The sequence below is a fragment of the Rudaea cellulosilytica DSM 22992 genome, from assembly GCF_000378125.1.
Lineage (GTDB): Bacteria > Pseudomonadota > Gammaproteobacteria > Xanthomonadales > Rhodanobacteraceae > Rudaea > Rudaea cellulosilytica.
On sequence record NZ_KB899244.1, the window covers coordinates 237,471 to 254,870 of the forward strand.

Annotated in this window: 14 protein-coding genes and 1 pseudogene; 5 read left to right on the top strand and 10 right to left on the bottom strand. The window is 64.2% G+C overall.

Annotation, left to right across the window (positions count from 1 at the left end; all coding sequences use genetic code 11):
* Positions 1 to 2: 2 nt before the first annotated feature.
* Both carB and carA read right to left on the bottom strand, forming a co-directional pair.
* On the bottom strand, positions 3 to 3,242 hold the full coding sequence (carB, locus tag F455_RS0117650) for a carbamoyl-phosphate synthase large subunit (RefSeq protein ID WP_018974646.1): 3,240 nt from the start codon (positions 3,240 to 3,242) through the stop codon (positions 3 to 5).
* 26 nt (positions 3,243 to 3,268) lie between these two features.
* Positions 3,269 to 4,408 carry a glutamine-hydrolyzing carbamoyl-phosphate synthase small subunit gene (carA, locus tag F455_RS0117655; RefSeq protein WP_018974647.1) on the bottom strand — a complete coding sequence of 380 codons (1,140 nt, stop codon included), beginning with the start codon at positions 4,406 to 4,408 and terminating at the stop codon, positions 3,269 to 3,271.
* A 214-nt stretch (positions 4,409 to 4,622) separates the two neighbouring features.
* Between carA and F455_RS0117660 the strand changes: the two are divergent.
* A pseudogene (locus F455_RS0117660) lies at positions 4,623 to 5,198 on the top strand (2OG-Fe(II) oxygenase); the annotation flags it as partial.
* On the opposite strand, the gene F455_RS23690 reads toward F455_RS0117660, so the two are convergent.
* Positions 5,114 to 5,332: a hypothetical protein gene (locus tag F455_RS23690; RefSeq protein WP_425413751.1), complete on the bottom strand. Its 219-nt coding sequence runs from the start codon at positions 5,330 to 5,332 to the stop codon at positions 5,114 to 5,116. The pseudogene F455_RS0117660 and the gene F455_RS23690 overlap by 85 nt on opposite strands.
* An 11-nt stretch (positions 5,333 to 5,343) precedes the next feature.
* Here F455_RS23690 and F455_RS0117665 point away from each other — a divergent pair, with 11 nt between their 5' ends.
* The 3 genes from F455_RS0117665 to F455_RS21645 all read left to right on the top strand — a co-directional run bounded on the left by F455_RS0117665 (position 5,344) and on the right by F455_RS21645 (position 8,603).
* A complete protein-coding gene (locus tag F455_RS0117665; protein WP_018974649.1) occupies positions 5,344 to 7,185 on the top strand; it encodes a CocE/NonD family hydrolase in 1,842 nt (613 codons plus the stop codon).
* A gap of 295 nt (positions 7,186 to 7,480) precedes the next feature.
* Positions 7,481 to 7,843, top strand: coding sequence for a hypothetical protein (locus F455_RS23145; RefSeq protein WP_169337373.1), 363 nt, complete (start codon positions 7,481 to 7,483; stop codon positions 7,841 to 7,843).
* Positions 7,749 to 8,603, top strand: coding sequence for a M35 family metalloendopeptidase (locus tag F455_RS21645; protein WP_018974650.1), 855 nt, complete (start codon positions 7,749 to 7,751; stop codon positions 8,601 to 8,603). The genes F455_RS23145 and F455_RS21645 overlap by 95 nt, the downstream gene beginning before the upstream one ends.
* Before the next feature lie 50 nt (positions 8,604 to 8,653).
* Here F455_RS21645 and dapB read toward each other — a convergent pair whose 3' ends face one another.
* The 7 genes from dapB to hrcA all read right to left on the bottom strand — a co-directional run bounded on the left by dapB (position 8,654) and on the right by hrcA (position 15,551).
* Positions 8,654 to 9,463, bottom strand: coding sequence for a 4-hydroxy-tetrahydrodipicolinate reductase (gene dapB / locus F455_RS0117675; RefSeq protein WP_018974651.1), 810 nt, complete (start codon positions 9,461 to 9,463; stop codon positions 8,654 to 8,656).
* Between the two features lie 46 nt (positions 9,464 to 9,509).
* Complete coding sequence (gene dnaJ, locus F455_RS0117680; protein ID WP_018974652.1) at positions 9,510 to 10,625, bottom strand: molecular chaperone DnaJ; 1,116 nt, start codon at positions 10,623 to 10,625, stop codon at positions 9,510 to 9,512.
* Between the two features lie 16 nt (positions 10,626 to 10,641).
* Positions 10,642 to 11,244 carry a TMEM175 family protein gene (locus tag F455_RS0117685; RefSeq protein WP_018974653.1) on the bottom strand — a complete coding sequence of 201 codons (603 nt, stop codon included), beginning with the start codon at positions 11,242 to 11,244 and terminating at the stop codon, positions 10,642 to 10,644.
* Positions 11,245 to 11,264: 20 nt separating this feature from the next.
* The gene (locus tag F455_RS0117690) at positions 11,265 to 11,729 is read right to left on the bottom strand and encodes a group II truncated hemoglobin (RefSeq protein WP_018974654.1); all 465 of its coding nucleotides are present in this window, start codon (positions 11,727 to 11,729) and stop codon (positions 11,265 to 11,267) included.
* Between the two features lie 80 nt (positions 11,730 to 11,809).
* A complete protein-coding gene (gene dnaK / locus F455_RS0117695; RefSeq protein WP_018974655.1) occupies positions 11,810 to 13,732 on the bottom strand; it encodes a molecular chaperone DnaK in 1,923 nt (640 codons plus the stop codon).
* Between the two features lie 82 nt (positions 13,733 to 13,814).
* Positions 13,815 to 14,351 carry a nucleotide exchange factor GrpE gene (gene grpE / locus F455_RS0117700; RefSeq protein WP_018974656.1) on the bottom strand — a complete coding sequence of 179 codons (537 nt, stop codon included), beginning with the start codon at positions 14,349 to 14,351 and terminating at the stop codon, positions 13,815 to 13,817.
* A gap of 153 nt (positions 14,352 to 14,504) precedes the next feature.
* Positions 14,505 to 15,551, bottom strand: coding sequence for a heat-inducible transcriptional repressor HrcA (gene hrcA / locus F455_RS0117705; protein ID WP_018974657.1), 1,047 nt, complete (start codon positions 15,549 to 15,551; stop codon positions 14,505 to 14,507).
* Positions 15,552 to 15,705: 154 nt separating this feature from the next.
* On the opposite strand from hrcA, the gene recN reads away from it, so the two are divergent.
* Positions 15,706 to 17,391 carry a DNA repair protein RecN gene (gene recN, locus F455_RS0117710; protein WP_018974658.1) on the top strand — a complete coding sequence of 562 codons (1,686 nt, stop codon included), beginning with the start codon at positions 15,706 to 15,708 and terminating at the stop codon, positions 17,389 to 17,391.
* Positions 17,392 to 17,400 lie beyond the last annotated feature (9 nt).

Here is a 17,400-nt window from a genome sequence, read left to right on the forward strand (position 1 = left end):
CCTCATGCGGTCAGTTCTCTATGCAGTTCTTGCAGGCTGTATACCTCACCGCCGCTGCGGAAGTCGAGCGAGTGGACGAGCGCGCGGGCGCCGGCCACCGTGGTCGAATAGGTGATGCGCTGCTGCAGCGCTTCGCGGCGGATCGAGAACGAATCGGCGATCGCCTGGCGCCCTTCGGTGGTGTTGACGATGAACACGATCTCGCCGTTCTTGATCGCGTCCAGAATATGCGGGCGACCCTCGAGCACCTTGTTGATGTACTCGCAGGCGACACCGTGTTCGACGAGGTAGGCGTGAGTGCCGGCGGTCGCGATCAGGCTGTAGCCGCGGCGGATCAGGTCCTGGGCGACAGGCAGCAGACGCGGTTTGTCCGCATCGCGCACCGAGACGAAGACCTTGCCGACCTTGGGCGCCGAGATGTTCGCCGCCTCGTGCGCGCGCGCGAACGCGGCGCCGAAGCTACGGCCGACGCCCATCACCTCGCCAGTTGAGCGCATCTCCGGACCGAGGATCGGGTCGACGTTCTGAAACTTCGCGAACGGGAAGATCGCTTCCTTGACCGAAAAGTATTCGGGGATCACTTCTTGCGTCGCACCCTGCTCCGCCAGGCTGCGCCCGGCCATGCAGCGCGCGGCGATCTTCGCCAGCGACACGCCGGTCGCCTTGCACACGAACGGCACCGTGCGCGAGGCACGCGGATTGACCTCGAGGATATAGATCGTCGAGTCGCCGTTTTCCTGCGTGATCGCGAACTGCGTGTTCATCAAGCCGACGACCTTGAGCTCTCGCGCCATCCGTGTCACCTGTGCGCGCAGTTCGTTCTGCACTTTCTCGCTCAGCGAATACGGCGGCAGCGAGCAGGAGGAATCGCCCGAGTGCACGCCGGCTTCCTCGATATGCTCCATGATGCCGCCGATGAGCACGTTGCCCTGCGCGTCGGCGACGATATCGACGTCGACTTCGACGGCGTTGTCGAGGAAACGATCGAGCAGCACCGGCGAATCGTTCGACACCTTGACCGCGTCGGTGATGTAGCGCTTGAGGTCCGCATCGGAATGCACGACTTCCATCGCACGGCCTCCGAGCACGTAGCTCGGCCGCACGACGAGCGGATAGCCGATGTCGCGCGCATGCGCGAGCGCCTCGTCGGGCGTGCGCGCGGTGCGGTTCGGCGGCTGGGTCAGGCCGAGCTTCTGCACCATCTGCTGGAAGCGCTCGCGGTCTTCGGCAAGGTCGATCGAGTCCGGCGTCGTGCCGATCACCGGCGCGCCGTTCGCTTCAAGCGCGCGCGCGAGCTTGAGCGGCGTCTGCCCGCCGTACTGCACGATCACGCCCTTGGGTTTCTCGACGTCGATGATTTCGAGCACGTCCTCGAGCGTCAGCGGCTCGAAGTAGAGCCGGTCGGAGGTGTCGTAGTCGGTCGAGACGGTCTCCGGATTGCAGTTGACCATGATCGTCTCGAAGCCGTCTTCGCGCAGCGCGAGCGCGGCATGCACGCAGCAATAATCGAACTCGATGCCCTGGCCGATGCGGTTCGGTCCGCCGCCGAGCACCATGATCTTGTCGCGCGCGGTCGGCGCCGCTTCGCACTGTTCCTCGTAGGTCGAGTACAGATACGCCGTGGTCGTGGCGAACTCCGCCGCACAGGAATCCACGCGCTTGTACACTGGACGCACGTTGAACGCGCGGCGCAGCGTGCGCACCGCGGCCTCGTTCGTGTCGAGCAGCGCGGCCAGGCGCGCATCGGAAAAACCCTTGCGCTTGAGCGAGCGCATCTGCGCCGCATCAAGGCCGTTCAATCCAGCGGTCTTTACCGCCGTTTCGATTTCGATCAACTCGCCGATCTGGTCGAGGAACCAGCGGTCGATATGCGTCAACGCAAAAATTTCGTCGAGCGACATGCCGGCGCGGAATGCATCGGCGACGTAGAAGATGCGGTCGGGCTTCGGTTCGCGCAGCTCGCGCTTCAACGTGGCGATATCGTCGGCGTTGGCGAAATCCAGGCCGGTCGGATTGAGGCCGTCCTTGCCGGTTTCCAAACCGCGCAGCGCCTTCTGCAACGATTCCTGGAACGTGCGCCCGATCGCCATCACTTCGCCGACCGACTTCATCTGCGTGGTCAGGCGCGCATCCGCGGCCGGAAACTTCTCGAACGCAAAGCGCGGAATCTTGGTGACGACGTAGTCGATCGTCGGCTCGAACGAGGCCGGCGTCGCGCCGCCGGTGATGTCGTTGCGCAACTCGTCGAGCGTGTAGCCGACGGCGAGCTTGGCGGCGATCTTTGCGATCGGAAAACCGGTCGCCTTCGACGCCAGTGCCGAGGAACGCGACACGCGCGGATTCATTTCGATGACGACGACGCGACCATTCTCGGCGTTGATACCGAACTGCACGTTCGAGCCGCCCGTGTCGACACCGATCTTGCGCAACACGGCGATCGAGGCATCGCGCAGGCGCTGGTATTCCTTGTCGGTCAGCGTCTGCGCCGGCGCGACCGTGATCGAGTCGCCCGTGTGCACGCCCATCGGATCGAAGTTCTCGATCGAACAGACGATGATGCAGTTGTCGGCCTTGTCGCGCACGACCTCCATCTCAAACTCTTTCCAGCCGAGTACGGATTCCTCGACCAGCACCTCGTGCACGGGCGACAGGTCCAGACCGCGCTTGATGATCTCCTCGAACTCTTCGCGGTTGTAGGCGATGCCGCCACCCGAGCCGCCGAGCGTGAAGCTCGGGCGGATGATCGTCGGATAGCCGACACGTGCCTGGATCTCGACCGCCTGCTCGAAGGTTTTCGCGACTTCCGCGCGCGGGCATTCCAGGCCGATTTCCTTCATCGCGACGCGAAACAACTCGCGGTCCTCGGCCATGCGGATCGCGTCGCGCGAAGCGCCGATCAACTCCACCTTGTACTTGTCGAGGATGCCCGCATCGGCCAGATCGAGCGCGCAGTTGAGCGCGGTCTGCCCGCCCATCGTCGGCAGCAGCGCATCGGGCTTTTCCTTGGCGATAATCGCTTCGACCGTAGCGCGGTTGATCGGCTCGATGTAAACCGCGTCGGCCGTCTCCGGGTCGGTCATGATCGTCGCCGGATTCGAGTTGACGAGGATGACGCGGAAGCCCTCGGCCTTGAGCGCTTTGCACGCCTGCGCGCCCGAGTAGTCGAACTCGCAGGCCTGGCCGATCACGATCGGACCGGCGCCGATGACGAGGATGCTTTTGATGTCGGTGCGTTTGGGCATTTTCTATCGTCGTTGGAAATACTGGCTCAGGCGGCGCGAACGGATTGCGCTTCGACCATGCTCGACACGAAGCGGTCGAACAAATAACCGATGTCGTGCGGCCCCGGGCTCGCCTCCGGATGTCCCTGGAAGCAGAACGCCGGTGCGTCGGTCAGCGCGAAACCCTGCAGCGAACCGTCGAACAGCGAGGTATGCGTGACACGCGTGTTCGCAGGCAACGTCGCCGGGTCGACCGCGAAGCCGTGATTTTGCGAAGTAACGAGCACGCGGCCGTCGTCATGGTCCTTGACCGGGTGGTTCGCTCCATGGTGGCCGAACTTCATCTTCAGCGTCTTCGCGCCGACCGCAAGACCCATGATCTGGTGGCCGAGACAGATGCCGAACAACGGAATCTTGCGCTTGATCGTTTCGCGCGCGGCGGCAATCGCGTAATCGCAGGGCTCGGGATCGCCGGGGCCGTTCGACAGGAACACGCCGTCGGGTTTCAACGCGAGCACATCCGAGATGGGCGTTTGTGCGGGCACGACAGTCAAAGCGCAGCCGCGATCGACGAGCATGCGCAAGATGTTCTTCTTCACGCCGAAATCGTAGGCGACGACATGATGCTTGCCCGGTACCGAAGCGAAGGCCGTGCGGTCGAGATCGTAGCTGCCGGCATCGAAGCGATACTGCCTCGGTGTGCTGACGACCTTGGCGAGATCCATGCCTGCCAATCCCGGAAACGCACGCGCTGCAGCCAGCGCGCGCTCGGCGGACACGTCGGTGCCGGCTAGGATGCAGCCCCCCTGCGCGCCCTTGTCGCGCAGCAAGCGCGTCAGTGCGCGCGTATCGAGGTCGGCGATCGCGACGATGCCGTGGCGGCGCAGGTAGGCGTCGAGACTTTCGCTCGAGCGCCAGTTGCTGGCGAGGCGCGGCAGGTCGCGGATCACGAGTCCGGCCGCCTGCACCTTGTCCGATTCCTCGTCGACGGCGTTTACGCCGGTGTTGCCGATGTGCGGATAGGTCAGCGTCACGATCTGACGCGCATACGACGGGTCGGTGAGGATTTCCTGATAGCCCGTGATCGCGGTGTTGAACACCACTTCGCCAACCGTCTCGCCCTCGGCGCCGATGGAGGTGCCGCGGAAGATAGTACCGTCTGCGAGAGCGAGAATGGCTGGAATCATGGGTTGCGTCGCCTAAATATGTGACTGACAAAACGCAACCTGCAGATGCAGCGTTACCCGCGGACCTGAGAAACTCGGGACCGTGGGCTGGGGTTGCGGGCGAGTACGAATGATACGGCGCGAGGGGTTCCGTGTCCATCGCAAAAGAGGGCTTTGCGGGCGAATCTTTACTCCGATGGCGCTAGAATTGTGAAATCCGCAAACGGGTTCTTCCATGTCCGCCGCGCCTGCCGCCCTTGCATCGCCCGCGCTGTTCGACCCGGCGCACCTGGACCGCGCCGACACGCTGGTGCGCGAGGCGCCGTTTCACTTCCTCGTGGCTCGCGACCAATTGCCGCAGACAGCGGCATCCGAGCTCGATCGGGATTTCCCGAAGTATTCCAGCGCCGGCTTCTTTCCATACGAAGAGAAAGACTGCGGTCCGAGCGTCAACGCGTTGATCCACGCGCTAACCGACCCCGGGGTTGCCAGCGCCGTCGGCGCGCGTCTCGGCATCGACAACCTTGGCCAGTATCCGACGCTGATCACGCTGTGTCGTTATCTGAACAAGCGCCACGGCACGATCCACACCGACAGCAAATCGAAAATCGCCACCGCGTTGCTCTATCTTGCGCCCTCGTGGCCGGACATAAGCGAAGGCTGCCTGCGCTTCCTCAACCGCATCGACGACATCGACGACCTTGCCGCGCCCGAAATCAAACCGGTCTACGGCAATTTCGTCGTATTTCGCCGCGCCGACAATTCTTTCCACGGGCATCTACCACACGAGGGCGAACGCCGCGTGATCCAGATCGCCTGGCTGACCAGCGAGGACGAGAAGCTGCGCAAGACCCAGCGCGGCAAACTGTCGCGCGTGTTCAAGAAACTGTTCGGCTCGCTCGACAGGAAATTCGGCGCGGGGCGCGACAAGAACGCCGCGCACAAGGATTGAATCTATGATCCGCATCGGCGCGATAGTGTTCGCAAGCCTGCTCGCGGCCTCCATCGCCGTTGCCCAGCCCGGATCGAACGCCGCCGCCACGGCCGCACACATCGGCCCCGCCTACGCCATCGAAATGAGCCGCATGATCCCGATGCGCGACGGCGTGGCGCTCGAAGCCTGGATCACCAAGCCCTCGCCGCTCGCCGCCAAGGCGCCGGCCGTCCTCGAGCTGACCCAGTACGACATCGACGGTTCGCGGCGCCACGAAGCGACCGCACTGGCCGCGCGCGGCTACGTGTTCGTGCAGGCCGAAACGCGCGGCCGCGGCCGCTCCGGCGGCGACAAGAACGACAGCCTCGGCCTGCAGGTCGGCCGCGACGGCCACGATCTGGTCGAATGGATAGCGCGGCAGCCGTGGTGCAACGGCCAGGTGTTCATGTACGGCGGCTCGTTTGTCGGCATGACGCAGTGGCGCACAGCTGCGCAGCATCCGCCGCACCTCGCCGGCATCGCACCTTTTGCGCCGATTTATCCGGGCTGGGACGTGCCGAACACGAACGGCATTCCGCAATCGTGGTCGGCGGTGATCCTGGGCTATACGGCCGGCCGTGGACTCAACGCCGGCTTCATCGCCAACGCACCGTATTGGCAAGGCAAGATGCTGGAGCACTACGCGGCCTACGGTTCGTTCGCGACGCTCGACGAGGCAATCGGTGTCGCCCAGGACGACTGGTGGATGGACGACGGCGGCAAGAAGAAATCGTTCATGAAGGCCTGGCTCGACCACGTCGGCGACGAGGCGTTCAATCTCGCCGCCGCGCCGACTGCGCAGGACTACGCGGCGATGAAATTTCCGATCCTCGCCGCGACTGGCTTTTTCGACGACGACCAACCGGGGGCGCTGCGCTACTACCGGGGTTACCTCGCGCACGCGCCTGCGAGCGCGCTCGAGAAAAGCCTGCTCGTCATCGGCCCCTGGGACCACGGCGGCACGCAGCGGCCGGAAAAGATGATCAACGGCCTGTCCATTTCGGACTCAGCCGTGCTCGACATGGACAAGCTGCACGCCGATTGGTACGACTGGGTGCTCGGCCGCGGCGCGCGTCCTGCACTCCTGAGCGACAGGGTCACATACTTCATGCTTGGCGCAAACGAATGGCGCCATGCATCGTCGCTGGATGCGGCCACCGGCGGCAGCATGGAATTCTTCCTTTCCGCTCCGGAAGGCACGCCGGAAAGCGTGTTCCGTTCCGGTTCCCTGACGCGCGAAGCGCCCGGCGAGCAGCCGGCCGCCATCGTCGTTTCCGATCCGCACGAACTGTCCGAGCTCGACGTTGCCGATTACACGGCGGACGAAAACCTCACGAGCCAGTTCCGCGCATTGCAGAGGCGCGCCGTCGTGTTCCATTCCGCGCCCCTCGACAAGCCCGTCGAAATCACCGGACACATGAAATTGGAACTGCAGGTGCAATCGGATACACCTGATTTCGACCTGTGGGCGCAGGTGATGATGATGCTGCCCGACGGTTCCGCCGTGCGGCTCGGCGAAGACATCCGTCGCGCGCGCTTCCGCGACGGCCCATTCAAACAGCAACTGTTGAAGCCCGATCAGATCGTCACGCTGCCGTTCGAGTTCTACTGGACCAGCCGCCGCATCCCGGCCGGGGCGCGCCTGCGCGTAGTGATTGCACCGCTGAATTCGCCGAATTACCAGAAGAACTACAATACCGGCGGGCGCGTCGGCTACGAGAGCATCGCCGATGCACGCATCGCGCACGTCAAACTGTTACACGACAGCCGGCACCCGAGCCGGCTGGTTTTGCCGCTCGCCGCGCCGAAGCCTGAAGCACCGTAGCCAGCTCCGTCCGCTTCAAGGCGCCGGCGCGCGAGTAGATCGTCAAGCTGTAGCGCGCCGACGATACGCCGCACAGTCGCTTGCGCGGCAACTTCCGCATCGACTATGGTGGTTCGCGGCATTCGCTGCCGCGAACACTGGGGAGTGTGCTCAACGCTTGGGTTCGGTCGTGCTTGGGGTCGCAGTTCCGTTGCTGCGTGGGAATCATGCTGCCATCAAATGGCGCCGACCGACCCGGTCGGGCGTAACCCAATCGTGGGCATATCACATCAACATTTCCATAAGGATCAAGGCAATGCGAAACTTTGCTGTGAAGTTGATGATGTTGGCGATGGGATTCGGGGGAGTGACCGCGGCGGCGGCTCAGGGTGTCGTCGCGCAATTGCAGGACGCGGGGGAAATATCGGCGGCGGACGTCGGCAGCGGCAAGCTGCATTTCCGCATCGAGAACCAGGGCAACGAGAGCATCCACATCCTCAGCTGGGGCACGCCACTCGGCGATGAGATGACCGCGAACCTGTTCCGCGTCGAACAGAACGGCGTGCGCGCCCTACATTGGCGCCATGGTCAAGCGCGGCGAACCCACCGAGGAAGACTATTTCGAACTGAAGCCGGGCCAGTCACGCGCGGTCGACGTCGACCTGAGCGCCTACTATGACTTGCGCAACGGCGGCGCCTACGCGGTGAGCTATGCACCGCATGGCGGTGAGCTGATCCTCGAAGCCAGTGCGGTGCAGAAAAGCGGCGCGAAAATCGCTCGGCCGGTCGAGACGCAATCGGTGACGATCTGGGTCGATGCGGGTGCGCGCAGCATCAACGCGATCGGGCCGGTCGGCGCACGTGGCGAAGCACAATCGTTGCAAAGCCGCCTGCCGGCAGGCACGAGCGTCCTCGCCGCCGCCGCTGCGAGCAACAGTTACGTCAAGTGCACGAACACCCAGCAGACGCAGATCGTGCCGGCGCGCGATTCCGCCGTCGTCTACGCGAACAATGCCAAGAGCTATCTCGCCGCGGGCGCCGCGGGTAGTCGCTACACATGGTGGTTCGGCGCCTACACGAGCAGCAACTATGCGCTGATCACGAGCCACTACAACAACCTGGTCAGTGCCCTGTCGACGCAGCCCTACACGTTCGACTGCGGCTGCAAGCAGAAGCGCACCTATGCCTTCGTCTACCCCGACCAGCCGTACACCGTGCATCTTTGCGGCGCATTCTGGAGCGCACCCAACACCGGTACCGACTCGCGCGCCGGTACGCTTATCCACGAGAGCAGCCACTTCACCGTCGTCGCCGGCACCGACGACTACGCCTACGGCCAGACCGCAGCGCACAATCTGGCCCTGACCAACGTCGCGCAGGCGGTGATGAATGCCGACAGCCACGAGTACTTCGCCGAGAACAACCCGGCGCTGAACTGAGTTTCATCCGCAACGGACAGCGCGCCGGCGTCGATGCCGGCGCGCGATTCTCACTCCTGCGGCGCGAGCACGTCGTCGATGCTATAGCGCCCGGGTTCGCGCCGCGCCAGCCAGATCGCCGCGGCGAGCGCACCGCTGGCGAAGATGTCGCGGTCGGTCGCGCGATGCGTCAGCTCGATGCGCTCGCCTTGGCTGGCGAAGATGATGGTGTGCTCGCCGGCGACATCGCCGGCACGCAGCGCGGCGAAGCCGATCTCGCCCGGCGGGCGCGCGCCGACCTGGCCGTGGCGCTCGTAGCGTGCGTGGTCTTCGAGTGCGATCCGGCGGCCTTCGGCAACCGCGGCGCCGAGCGTCAACGCCGTGCCCGAAGGCGCATCCTGCTTGCGGTTGTGATGTAGCTCGACGATCTCGCAATCCCAGTCGGGCAGCGCTGCCGCAGCGCGACGCGCCATGCGCGCGAGCATGGCGACACCGAGGCTGAAGTTCGACGCCCACAACACCGGAATGGTCTTCGCCGCGTTGTCGAGCGCAGCGTACTGCACGTCGCGCAGGTTCGTCGTGCCGCTGACGAACGCGGCACCGCGCTGCACGGCCAGGGCCAGCGCCCCGTCGAACGCGACCGGTCCGCTGAAATCGACGAGCACATCGCAGGGCATGTCGGGATCGAGCGAGGTGGCGAAATCGACGTCGCGCGGAAGCGCGCCGAATACGCGGTCGAGCGGCTCGTCGGCCAGACCCGAGCCGGGCCGCACCAGGGCAGTCGCCAGACGAGCCTGCTTCGATTCGAGTACGCCACGGATGACCGCCTGACCCATGCGGCCGGCGGCGCCATAGACGACGACGTTGACGAGATCGTTCATGCCGCCATCTTAGCTGCCTTGCTCCATCGCGGAGAAGGGGCGCGGATCAGGTCGTCACGCGATCCCAGAACTGCTTGACGCTGTCCAGCCATGACGACGCGCGCGGTGTGTGCGCGGAGTGGTCATCGCCGAAGCTCTCTTCGAACTGCTGCAGCAACTCGCGCTGCTGCCTGCTGAGCTTGACCGGCGTTTCGATGACGACCCGGCAGAGCAAGTCGCCGACGTGACCGCTGCGCACATTGCGCACGCCCTTGCCGCGCAGCTTGAACAGCTTGCCGGTCTGGGTTTCCGCGGGAATCTTGATCGATGCCTCGCCGCCCAGTGTCGGCACCTCGAGTTCCGCGCCGAGCGCCGCCTGGGAGAAGCGAATCGGTACTTCGCAATAGAGATCGTCCTGCTGGCGCTGGAAGATTGCATGTTCGCGTACCTGCACCTCGACGTAGAGGTCGCCTGCGGGCGCGCCGGTCGGGCCGGCTTCGCCTTCGCCAGTGAGACGGATACGGTCACCGCTATCGACGCCGGCCGGAATCTTCACTTCCAGACGCTTCTCGCGGCGCACGCGGCCTTCGCCGCGGCAGGTCTTGCATGGATTGGCGATCGCTTTGCCACTGCCGCCGCAGTGCGGACAAGTCTGCTGGATCGAAAAAATGCCGTTTTGCATGCGCACGCGGCCATGACCTTGGCAAGTCGCGCAACTGGAAAGCTTGCCGTCCGCCGACCCCGAACCTTCGCACTTGTCGCACGCGACGAGCGTCGGCACGTCGATCGTCCTTTCGACACCGAATACGGCCTCCTCGAGATCGAGGTCAAGCATGTAGCGCAGGTCGGATCCACGCCGCTGGCGATTGCCGCGCCCGCCGCCAAAGATGTCGGAGAAGATGTCGCCGAAGATGTCGCCGACGTCGGCGTGGAAGCCGCCATTGCTGCCCCCACCTTGCTCGAACGCGGCATGGCCGTGGCGATCGTACATGGCGCGCTTCTGCGCGTCGCCGAGCACGTCGTAGGCTTCTTTCGCTTCCTTGAAATGCGCCTCGCAATCCTTGTCGCCTGGATTGCGGTCGGGGTGGTATTTCATCGCCAAGCGACGAAAGGCGGTTTTCAGTTCGCCCTCGCTCGCGGTGCGTTCGACGGAAAGGACTTCGTAATAGCAACGCTTGGTCATGTGATTAAAAACCTGATCACTTGTTCGCCATCACGTGGTTTTCGATGCGTCGGTCCGGGATGAACCAGATCGCCGCGACGACCGCGTACAGCACACAGGACACAATGGGAACAAAATTCGCCAGCACAATGGCGATGAGATAAAGAATCGGAGAGACCATTTCCTTCCAGCCGCTCTGCAGCGCAAGCGCCAGCGGGCAGCCTGGTCCGCCGTTGCATTGGATGAGGAAACGCGAGAGCGGAATCCATGATAGCGCCGTCATCAACAGCACGACTCCGTAGATCGCGGTCGGCAACGCCGCCGGGAATTGGCCATGCTCGCCGTGCGCCTCGTTCAGCCAGGCGGTAGTGAAAGGAAACAGCGACAGCCAGAACAGCAGGTGCAGGTTCGCCCACATCACCTTGCCGTTGATGCGCTCGACCAGATGCATCAGATGGTGATGGTTGTTCCAGTAGATGCCAACGTAAACGAAGCTCAGCGCGTAGCTCAGGAATACCGGCCAGTTGCCGAGCAGCGCCTGCCAGGTCGCCTCGTGCGGCGGCTTCAACTCGAGCACCATGATCGTGATGATCACGGCGATCACGCCGTCGGTGAATGCTTCAAGTCTCCCCTTTTCCATTCCCTGACCTCGTACAAACACTAACCGGTATACGGCCCCTTGGCCTCGCCCCAACCCCATTTCGGCATCGATTGCTCGGCCTCGACCTCGACACCGGGCTGCGAATTGATCAGCGCGAGCCGTGTGCCCCATTCGATGTAGGCCAGGAAAGCCGAGCGGAACTCGGGATCCGCCGGCAACCCCGCTTCATCTGCCGCATCGAGCAGCAGATTCACCCACTGGCGGCGCATCGGTTCGCTCAAATGGCGCTTGAGATGCTGCCGGATCATGTGCGAATGGCCGCCGCGTTCGATCGAATACGCGGCCGGCCCGCCGAACACTTCAGCGATGAATTTCGCAACATGCTGCGGATGCCGTGCGTCCATGTGCGCAAACACCGGCTGCAGCAGTGAATCCGCTGCGACTTTCCGATAGAAAACTTCGGTCAGCCGTTCGAGCGCCGGCGCCCCTCCGGCCCAATCATACAGACTCGGCACTTCGCTCATGCACCCTCCATCAAAACAATGGAGCCTCGCTGTGACGCGAGGCTCCATGCACCGCATGTCGGCCAAGGACTGCCGCCAGGTTACTTCTTGTCTTTGACTTCGGTGAATTCGGCGTCGACGACATCGTCCTTCGGCGCCGATCCTGCGCTGGCCTGCGCGCCAGCATCGCCCGCCGGACCGCCTTGACCTGCCGCAGCGGCAGCCGCTGCCAGCGACTGCGACGCCGCTTCGAGCGCGCTGATGCGCGACTCGATCGCATCCTTGTCCTCGCCCTTCATCACCTTCTCGAGGTCGGACAGCGCGGTTTCGATCGTACCGATCTGGGCGCCGTCGACCTTTCCGCCGTGCTCCTTGATCGCCGCGCGCGTGGCGTGGACGAGTTGATCGGCCTTGTTGCGCACGCCGACGAGCTCGTGGAACTTGCGGTCCTCTTCCTTGTTCGCTTCGGCGTCGCTGACCATGCGCTTGATCTCGTCCTCGGACAGACCCGAGGAACCCTTGATCTCGATGCGCTGCTCCTTGCCCGTGTTCTTGTCCTTGGCCGAGACGTGCAGGATGCCGTTCGCGTCGATGTCGAACGCGACTTCGATCTGCGGCATGCCGCGCGGCGCCTGCTGGATGCCCTGCAGGTCGAACTTGCCGAGTGACTTGTTCGCGCTGGCGCGCTCGCGCTCGCCTTGCAGCACGTGCACGGTCACCGCGGTCTGGTTGTCCTCGGCGGTCGAGAACGTCTGCTGCGCCTTGGTCGGAATGGTCGTGTTCTTCTCGATCAGCTTGGTCATCACGCCGCCGGCCGTCTCGATGCCGAGCGACAGCGGTGTGACGTCGAGCAGCAGCACGTCCTTGACCGAGCCGCCGAGCACGCCGCCCTGGATCGCCGCGCCCACGGCGACGGCCTCATCCGGGTTGACGTCCTTGCGCGGCTCCTTACCGAAGAAGTTCTTCACCGCTTCCTGGACCTTGGGCATGCGCGTCTGGCCGCCAACGAGGATGACCTCGCTGATGTCCGACACCTTCAAGCCCGCATCGGCAATCGCGGTGCGGCACGGCGCAATGGTCTTTTCGATCAGGTCGGCGACGAGCGCTTCGAGCTTGGCGCGCGTCAGCTTGATGTTGAGATGCTTCGGACCCGACGCGTCCGCCGTGATGTACGGCAGGTTGACATCGGTCTGGTGCGCGCTCGACAACTCGATCTTCGCACGCTCGGCAGCGTCCTTGAGGCGCTGCAGGGCAAGCGAATCGTTCTTGAGATCGACACCGGATTCCTTCTTGAACTCCTCGACCAGATAGTCGATCAGGCGCTTGTCGAAATCCTCGCCACCGAGGAACGTGTCGCCGTTCGTCGCCAGCACTTCGAACTGCTTTTCGCCGTCGACATTCGCGATCTCGATGACCGAGACGTCGAACGTGCCGCCGCCGAGATCGTAGACCGCAACCTTGCGATCGCCACCCTGCTTGTCGATGCCGTAGGCCAGCGCGGCCGCGGTCGGCTCGTTGATGATGCGCTTGACGTCGAGGCCCGCGATGCGGCCGGCATCCTTGGTTGCCTGGCGCTGTGAGTCGTTGAAGTACGCGGGCACGGTGATGACAGCCTCGGTGACCGGCTCGCCGAGGAAATCCTCCGCGGTCTTCTTCATCTTGATCAACACTTGCGCGGAGATTTCCGGCGGCGCCATCTGCCTGCCACCGGCGGTCGCCACCCAGGCATCACCGTTGTCGTGCGCAAGGATCTTGTACGGCACGAGACCGATGTCCTTCTGCACCTCGGCATCGGTGAACTTGCGCCCGATCAGACGCTTCACCGCGTAGAAGGTGTTCTTAGGGTTGGTCACCGCCTGGCGCTTGGCGGTGGCGCCGACGAGGATCTCATTGTCCTTGTAGGCGACGATCGACGGCGTAGTGCGGTCGCCTTCGGAATTCTCGATGACGCGTGCCGTCGTGCCTTCCATGACGGCCACGCACGAGTTGGTCGTGCCGAGGTCGATACCGATGATTTTACCCATATGAGCTTCTCCCAAAAATTTTTTGCGGCGCAATGCCGCGGCTGACAGCGAAAATGTGGCTATGCGCGACTCAATTCAAGTCTCATGACGCCTTGGAAACGGTCACCAGCGCGGGGCGCAACAGGCGTTCGTTCAGCACGTAACCCTTCTGGATCACGGCGACGACGGTGTCCGGCTTCGTCCCCGGCGCCTCGACCATGCTGACCGCCTGGTGCTGTTCGGGATTGAACGGCTGGCCGACCGGGTCGATCGGTTTCAGGCCGTTGCCTTCGGCAACCTTGAGCAGCGCCTTCAAAGTCAGTTCCATGCCCTCGCGCAGGCTGCCGGCATCGGCCGTCTGTACGGCCAAACCGCGCTCGAGGCTATCGCACACCGGCAGCAGGTCGCTCAGCACGCGCTCGTTGGCGAATCTGCGCGCCTGGTCGAGGTCGCGCTGCAGACGCTTGCGCTGGTTCTCGATTTCGGCGCGCTCGCGCAGCAGCAGGTCGCGCATCTCGCCGAGCTTGGTTTCGTATTCGTTGACGAGCTTGTTCAGCTCGTCGCCTCCCTGCGCGGCATCGGCGGTGACGTCCGCCGCGGTGTTTTCCGGTTTCCCGGAATTGGTATTCTCGGTGCTCACAAGCGCTCCACAATCCGATGGTTTGTTCCTGCCGGCGGAAGTTCGCGAAGAGATTCGCGACGTAGTTCCGGGCAATGCCTCGCCTGCGGCAGGAGCCGCAGGGCGATCCAATCATTTTACCCCAGGCGATTTATGAGGGCAGGCGCGCGTGGTTCAAGAGGCCGCAGCCAGCGCCCCGGACAAAATCTGTGCCGTTGCCTGCACCACCGGGATCACGCGTTGGTAGGCCATGCGCGTCGGCCCGATGACGCCGAGCACGCCGAGTATGCGACCGTCGACGCCATACGGCGCGGTCACGAGGCTGTAGGCACCGAGCGGATTGAACCCGGATTCTTCGCCGATGAACAAGCGCACGCCTTCGGCGCGCGAGCAGTTTTCCAGCAAGTTCAGCAGATCGCGCTTGCGCTGGAACGCCTCGAACAGTTCGCGCAGGCTGTCCATGTCGGCCGCGACCTGCGCGCCCATCAGATTGACCTGGCCCTTGATCAGCATGTCGGCGTTGGTCTGATCCGGGAACCCCTGCTGGGCGACGTCGGCTGCCGCAACCATGAGCTGATGCAGGCGCGCGCTGGTCTCGCGCATCTCGCGCTTGAGCCGCTCGCGGATCTCGCTCATGCGCAGGCCGGCGTAGTTCGCGTTGAGGAAATTCGACACCTGCTCCAGTTCGCTCGGCGAGTAAACGTGCTGGGTAGTGACCACGCGGTTCTGCACTTCGTTGTCGGCGAAGACGAGGATGACAAGCACGCGATTGCCGCCGATCGCGACGAAATCGATGTGGCGGAACGGGAACTCCTCGCGCTTAGGCACGGTGACGACGCCGACGAAATGGGTGACTTCCGAAAGCAGCGACGACACGCCGTTGAGCAAGTCCTGGGTGGGCGCCTGAGTCGGCAGTTCGCGGCGCAGCGCGTCGATCTGGGGTTCGTCGAGCGGCTTCAGTTCGAGCAGGCTGTCGACGAACATGCGATAGCCCTGCGCGGTCGGCACGCGCCCGGCCGAGGTATGCGGCGCAGCAAGCAAACCGAGCTCTTCAAGGTCAGCCATCACATTGCGGATCGTCGCCGGGCTCACGTCGAGGCCCGAATTCTTCGCCAGCGTACGCGAGCCGACCGGTTGCCCGTCGGCAATGTACTGCGCAATCAGCGCACGCAGCAACTGGCGCGCGCGCGGATCGAGTTGGTGGCCGAAATGAGCGGACATAGGCGGACTTGCGAAACAGTGTGGTGACGCTAGCAACGGAAACCGTCATGGTCAATATGGATTTTCCGCGGCCTCGTTCAAGTAGTTGCACCGGTCTTGGCTGGGTCGGTTTCGCGTGATAGCGTGCGCGCGCCGATTGTCCACCTCGTCTTCCATGCTGCAAGCGCTGTTCGTCAAGGATTTCGCCATCGTCGGCGAAGCCGAAATCGGCTTCGAGCCGGGTCTGACCGTGGTCACCGGTGAAACCGGCGCGGGCAAGTCGTTGATGGTCGATTGTTTATTGCTGTTGGCAGGGCAACGGGCCGACTCGGGCGTCGTACGTCACGGCAGCGAACGCGCGGAACTGATTGCCGACTTCGACCTGACCGACGCGCCGGCGGCGAAACAATGGCTCGCGGAAGAGGAATTCGACGACGGCGATGGCTGCCAGCTGCGCCGCGTGATCCGCGCCGAAGGCGCTTCACGCGCTTGGATCAACGGCCGCCCGGCGACGCTCGCGCAAATGCAGACGCTGGCGGAAAAACTCATCGAAATCCACGGCCAGCACGAACATCAGGCGCTGCTCGACAAGACCAGTCAGCTCGCCCTGCTCGATGCGTTCGGCGACCACGCCGCGCTGTTGCCGCCGGTCGCCGCATTGGCCGCGCGCTGGCGCGCGATCGACGCGCGCATGCGCGAGCTGCAGGGCGATCATGACCATTCCGAGCGCATCGCACTGCTCTCGCACCAGGTCGAGGAACTCGAGCGCCATGCGCTTGAGCCTGCCGAGATTGACTCGCTCAACGAGACGTACAAGCGCCTGGCCAATGCCGGAAATCTGATCCAGGGCACGAGCGCGCTCGCCGAACTGCTCGACGGCGAAGGCGAGTACAGCCTACTGCGCCTAGTCCATCGCGCACGGACCGAAATCGCCCGTTTGGCCCAGGCCGATCCCGAGCTCGCGGCGACGGGCGACCTGCTCGATACCGCCGGCGTCCAGCTCGACGAAGCGAACAACGCGCTCGCACGCTACCGCGACGCACTCGACCTCGACCCGGAAAAGCTCGCCGAAGCCGAGGCGCAGATCGCGAAGCTGCACGAGCTCGGGCGCAAACACCGCATGCCCGTCGTCGAGCTGAAAAACCACGCGCAAACGCTGCGCGACGAGCTGGAAACCTTGCAAGGCGCGGGCGCGGCACTGATCAAACTCGAGCGCGAACGCGGCGACGTCGAGCGCGACTACCGTGCGGCCGCGGCGAAGTTGTCCGCGGCGCGCGCCGCAGCGGCAACAACCCTGGGCAACAAGGTCAGCGGACTGATGGACGAGCTGGGCATGGCCGGCGGGCGTTTCGAAGTCGAAATCGAGCCGTCGGAAAAAGCGGCGCCGGATGCTCAAGGTCTGGAACGCGTCGAATTCCTGGTCAGTGCCAACCCGGGCCAGCCGGCGCGCGCGTTGCGTCGCGTCGCTTCAGGCGGCGAGCTATCGCGCATCAGCCTCGCGATCGAAGTCGCCGCGCTCGGCAGCGACGACGCCAGCGCCGACGCGATCGCAACGATGGTGTTCGACGAAGTCGATTCCGGCATCGGCGGCGCCGTCGCCGAAGTGGTCGGTCAGAAACTGCGCCGGCTCGGCGCGCGCCGCCAGGTGCTCTGCGTCACCCACCTGGCGCAGGTCGCCGCGCAGGGCCATCAGCACCTGCGCGTGGCCAAGTCCAGCGACGGCGCGAGCACGCAGACCCAGATCGAAGCGCTGGACGCGAAGGCGCGTCGCGACGAAATCGCGCGCATGCTCGGCGGCGTGGAGATCACGCGCCAGACACTGGCGCACGCCAAGCAGATGCTGGAAAGCGCAGACCGGTGACGATGCGAC

Excerpts from the sequence above, each read along its gene's own strand:
- dnaK (WP_018974655.1), bottom strand. The coding sequence starts at position 13,732 with ATGGGTAAAATCATCGGTATCGACCTCGGCACGACCAACTCGTGCGTG.
- F455_RS21645 (WP_018974650.1), top strand. The coding sequence starts at position 7,749 with ATGGTCAAGCGCGGCGAACCCACCGAGGAAGACTATTTCGAACTGAAG.
- F455_RS0117685 (WP_018974653.1), bottom strand. The coding sequence starts at position 11,244 with ATGGAAAAGGGGAGACTTGAAGCATTCACCGACGGCGTGATCGCCGTG.
- F455_RS0117665 (WP_018974649.1), top strand. The coding sequence starts at position 5,344 with ATGATCCGCATCGGCGCGATAGTGTTCGCAAGCCTGCTCGCGGCCTCC.
- dnaJ (WP_018974652.1), bottom strand. The coding sequence starts at position 10,625 with ATGACCAAGCGTTGCTATTACGAAGTCCTTTCCGTCGAACGCACCGCG.
- carA (WP_018974647.1), bottom strand. The coding sequence starts at position 4,408 with ATGATTCCAGCCATTCTCGCTCTCGCAGACGGTACTATCTTCCGCGGC.
- recN (WP_018974658.1), top strand. The coding sequence starts at position 15,706 with ATGCTGCAAGCGCTGTTCGTCAAGGATTTCGCCATCGTCGGCGAAGCC.
- dapB (WP_018974651.1), bottom strand. The coding sequence starts at position 9,463 with ATGAACGATCTCGTCAACGTCGTCGTCTATGGCGCCGCCGGCCGCATG.
- F455_RS0117690 (WP_018974654.1), bottom strand. The coding sequence starts at position 11,729 with ATGAGCGAAGTGCCGAGTCTGTATGATTGGGCCGGAGGGGCGCCGGCG.
- carB (WP_018974646.1), bottom strand. The coding sequence starts at position 3,242 with ATGCCCAAACGCACCGACATCAAAAGCATCCTCGTCATCGGCGCCGGT.
- hrcA (WP_018974657.1), bottom strand. The coding sequence starts at position 15,551 with ATGTCCGCTCATTTCGGCCACCAACTCGATCCGCGCGCGCGCCAGTTG.
- F455_RS23145 (WP_169337373.1), top strand. The coding sequence starts at position 7,481 with ATGCGAAACTTTGCTGTGAAGTTGATGATGTTGGCGATGGGATTCGGG.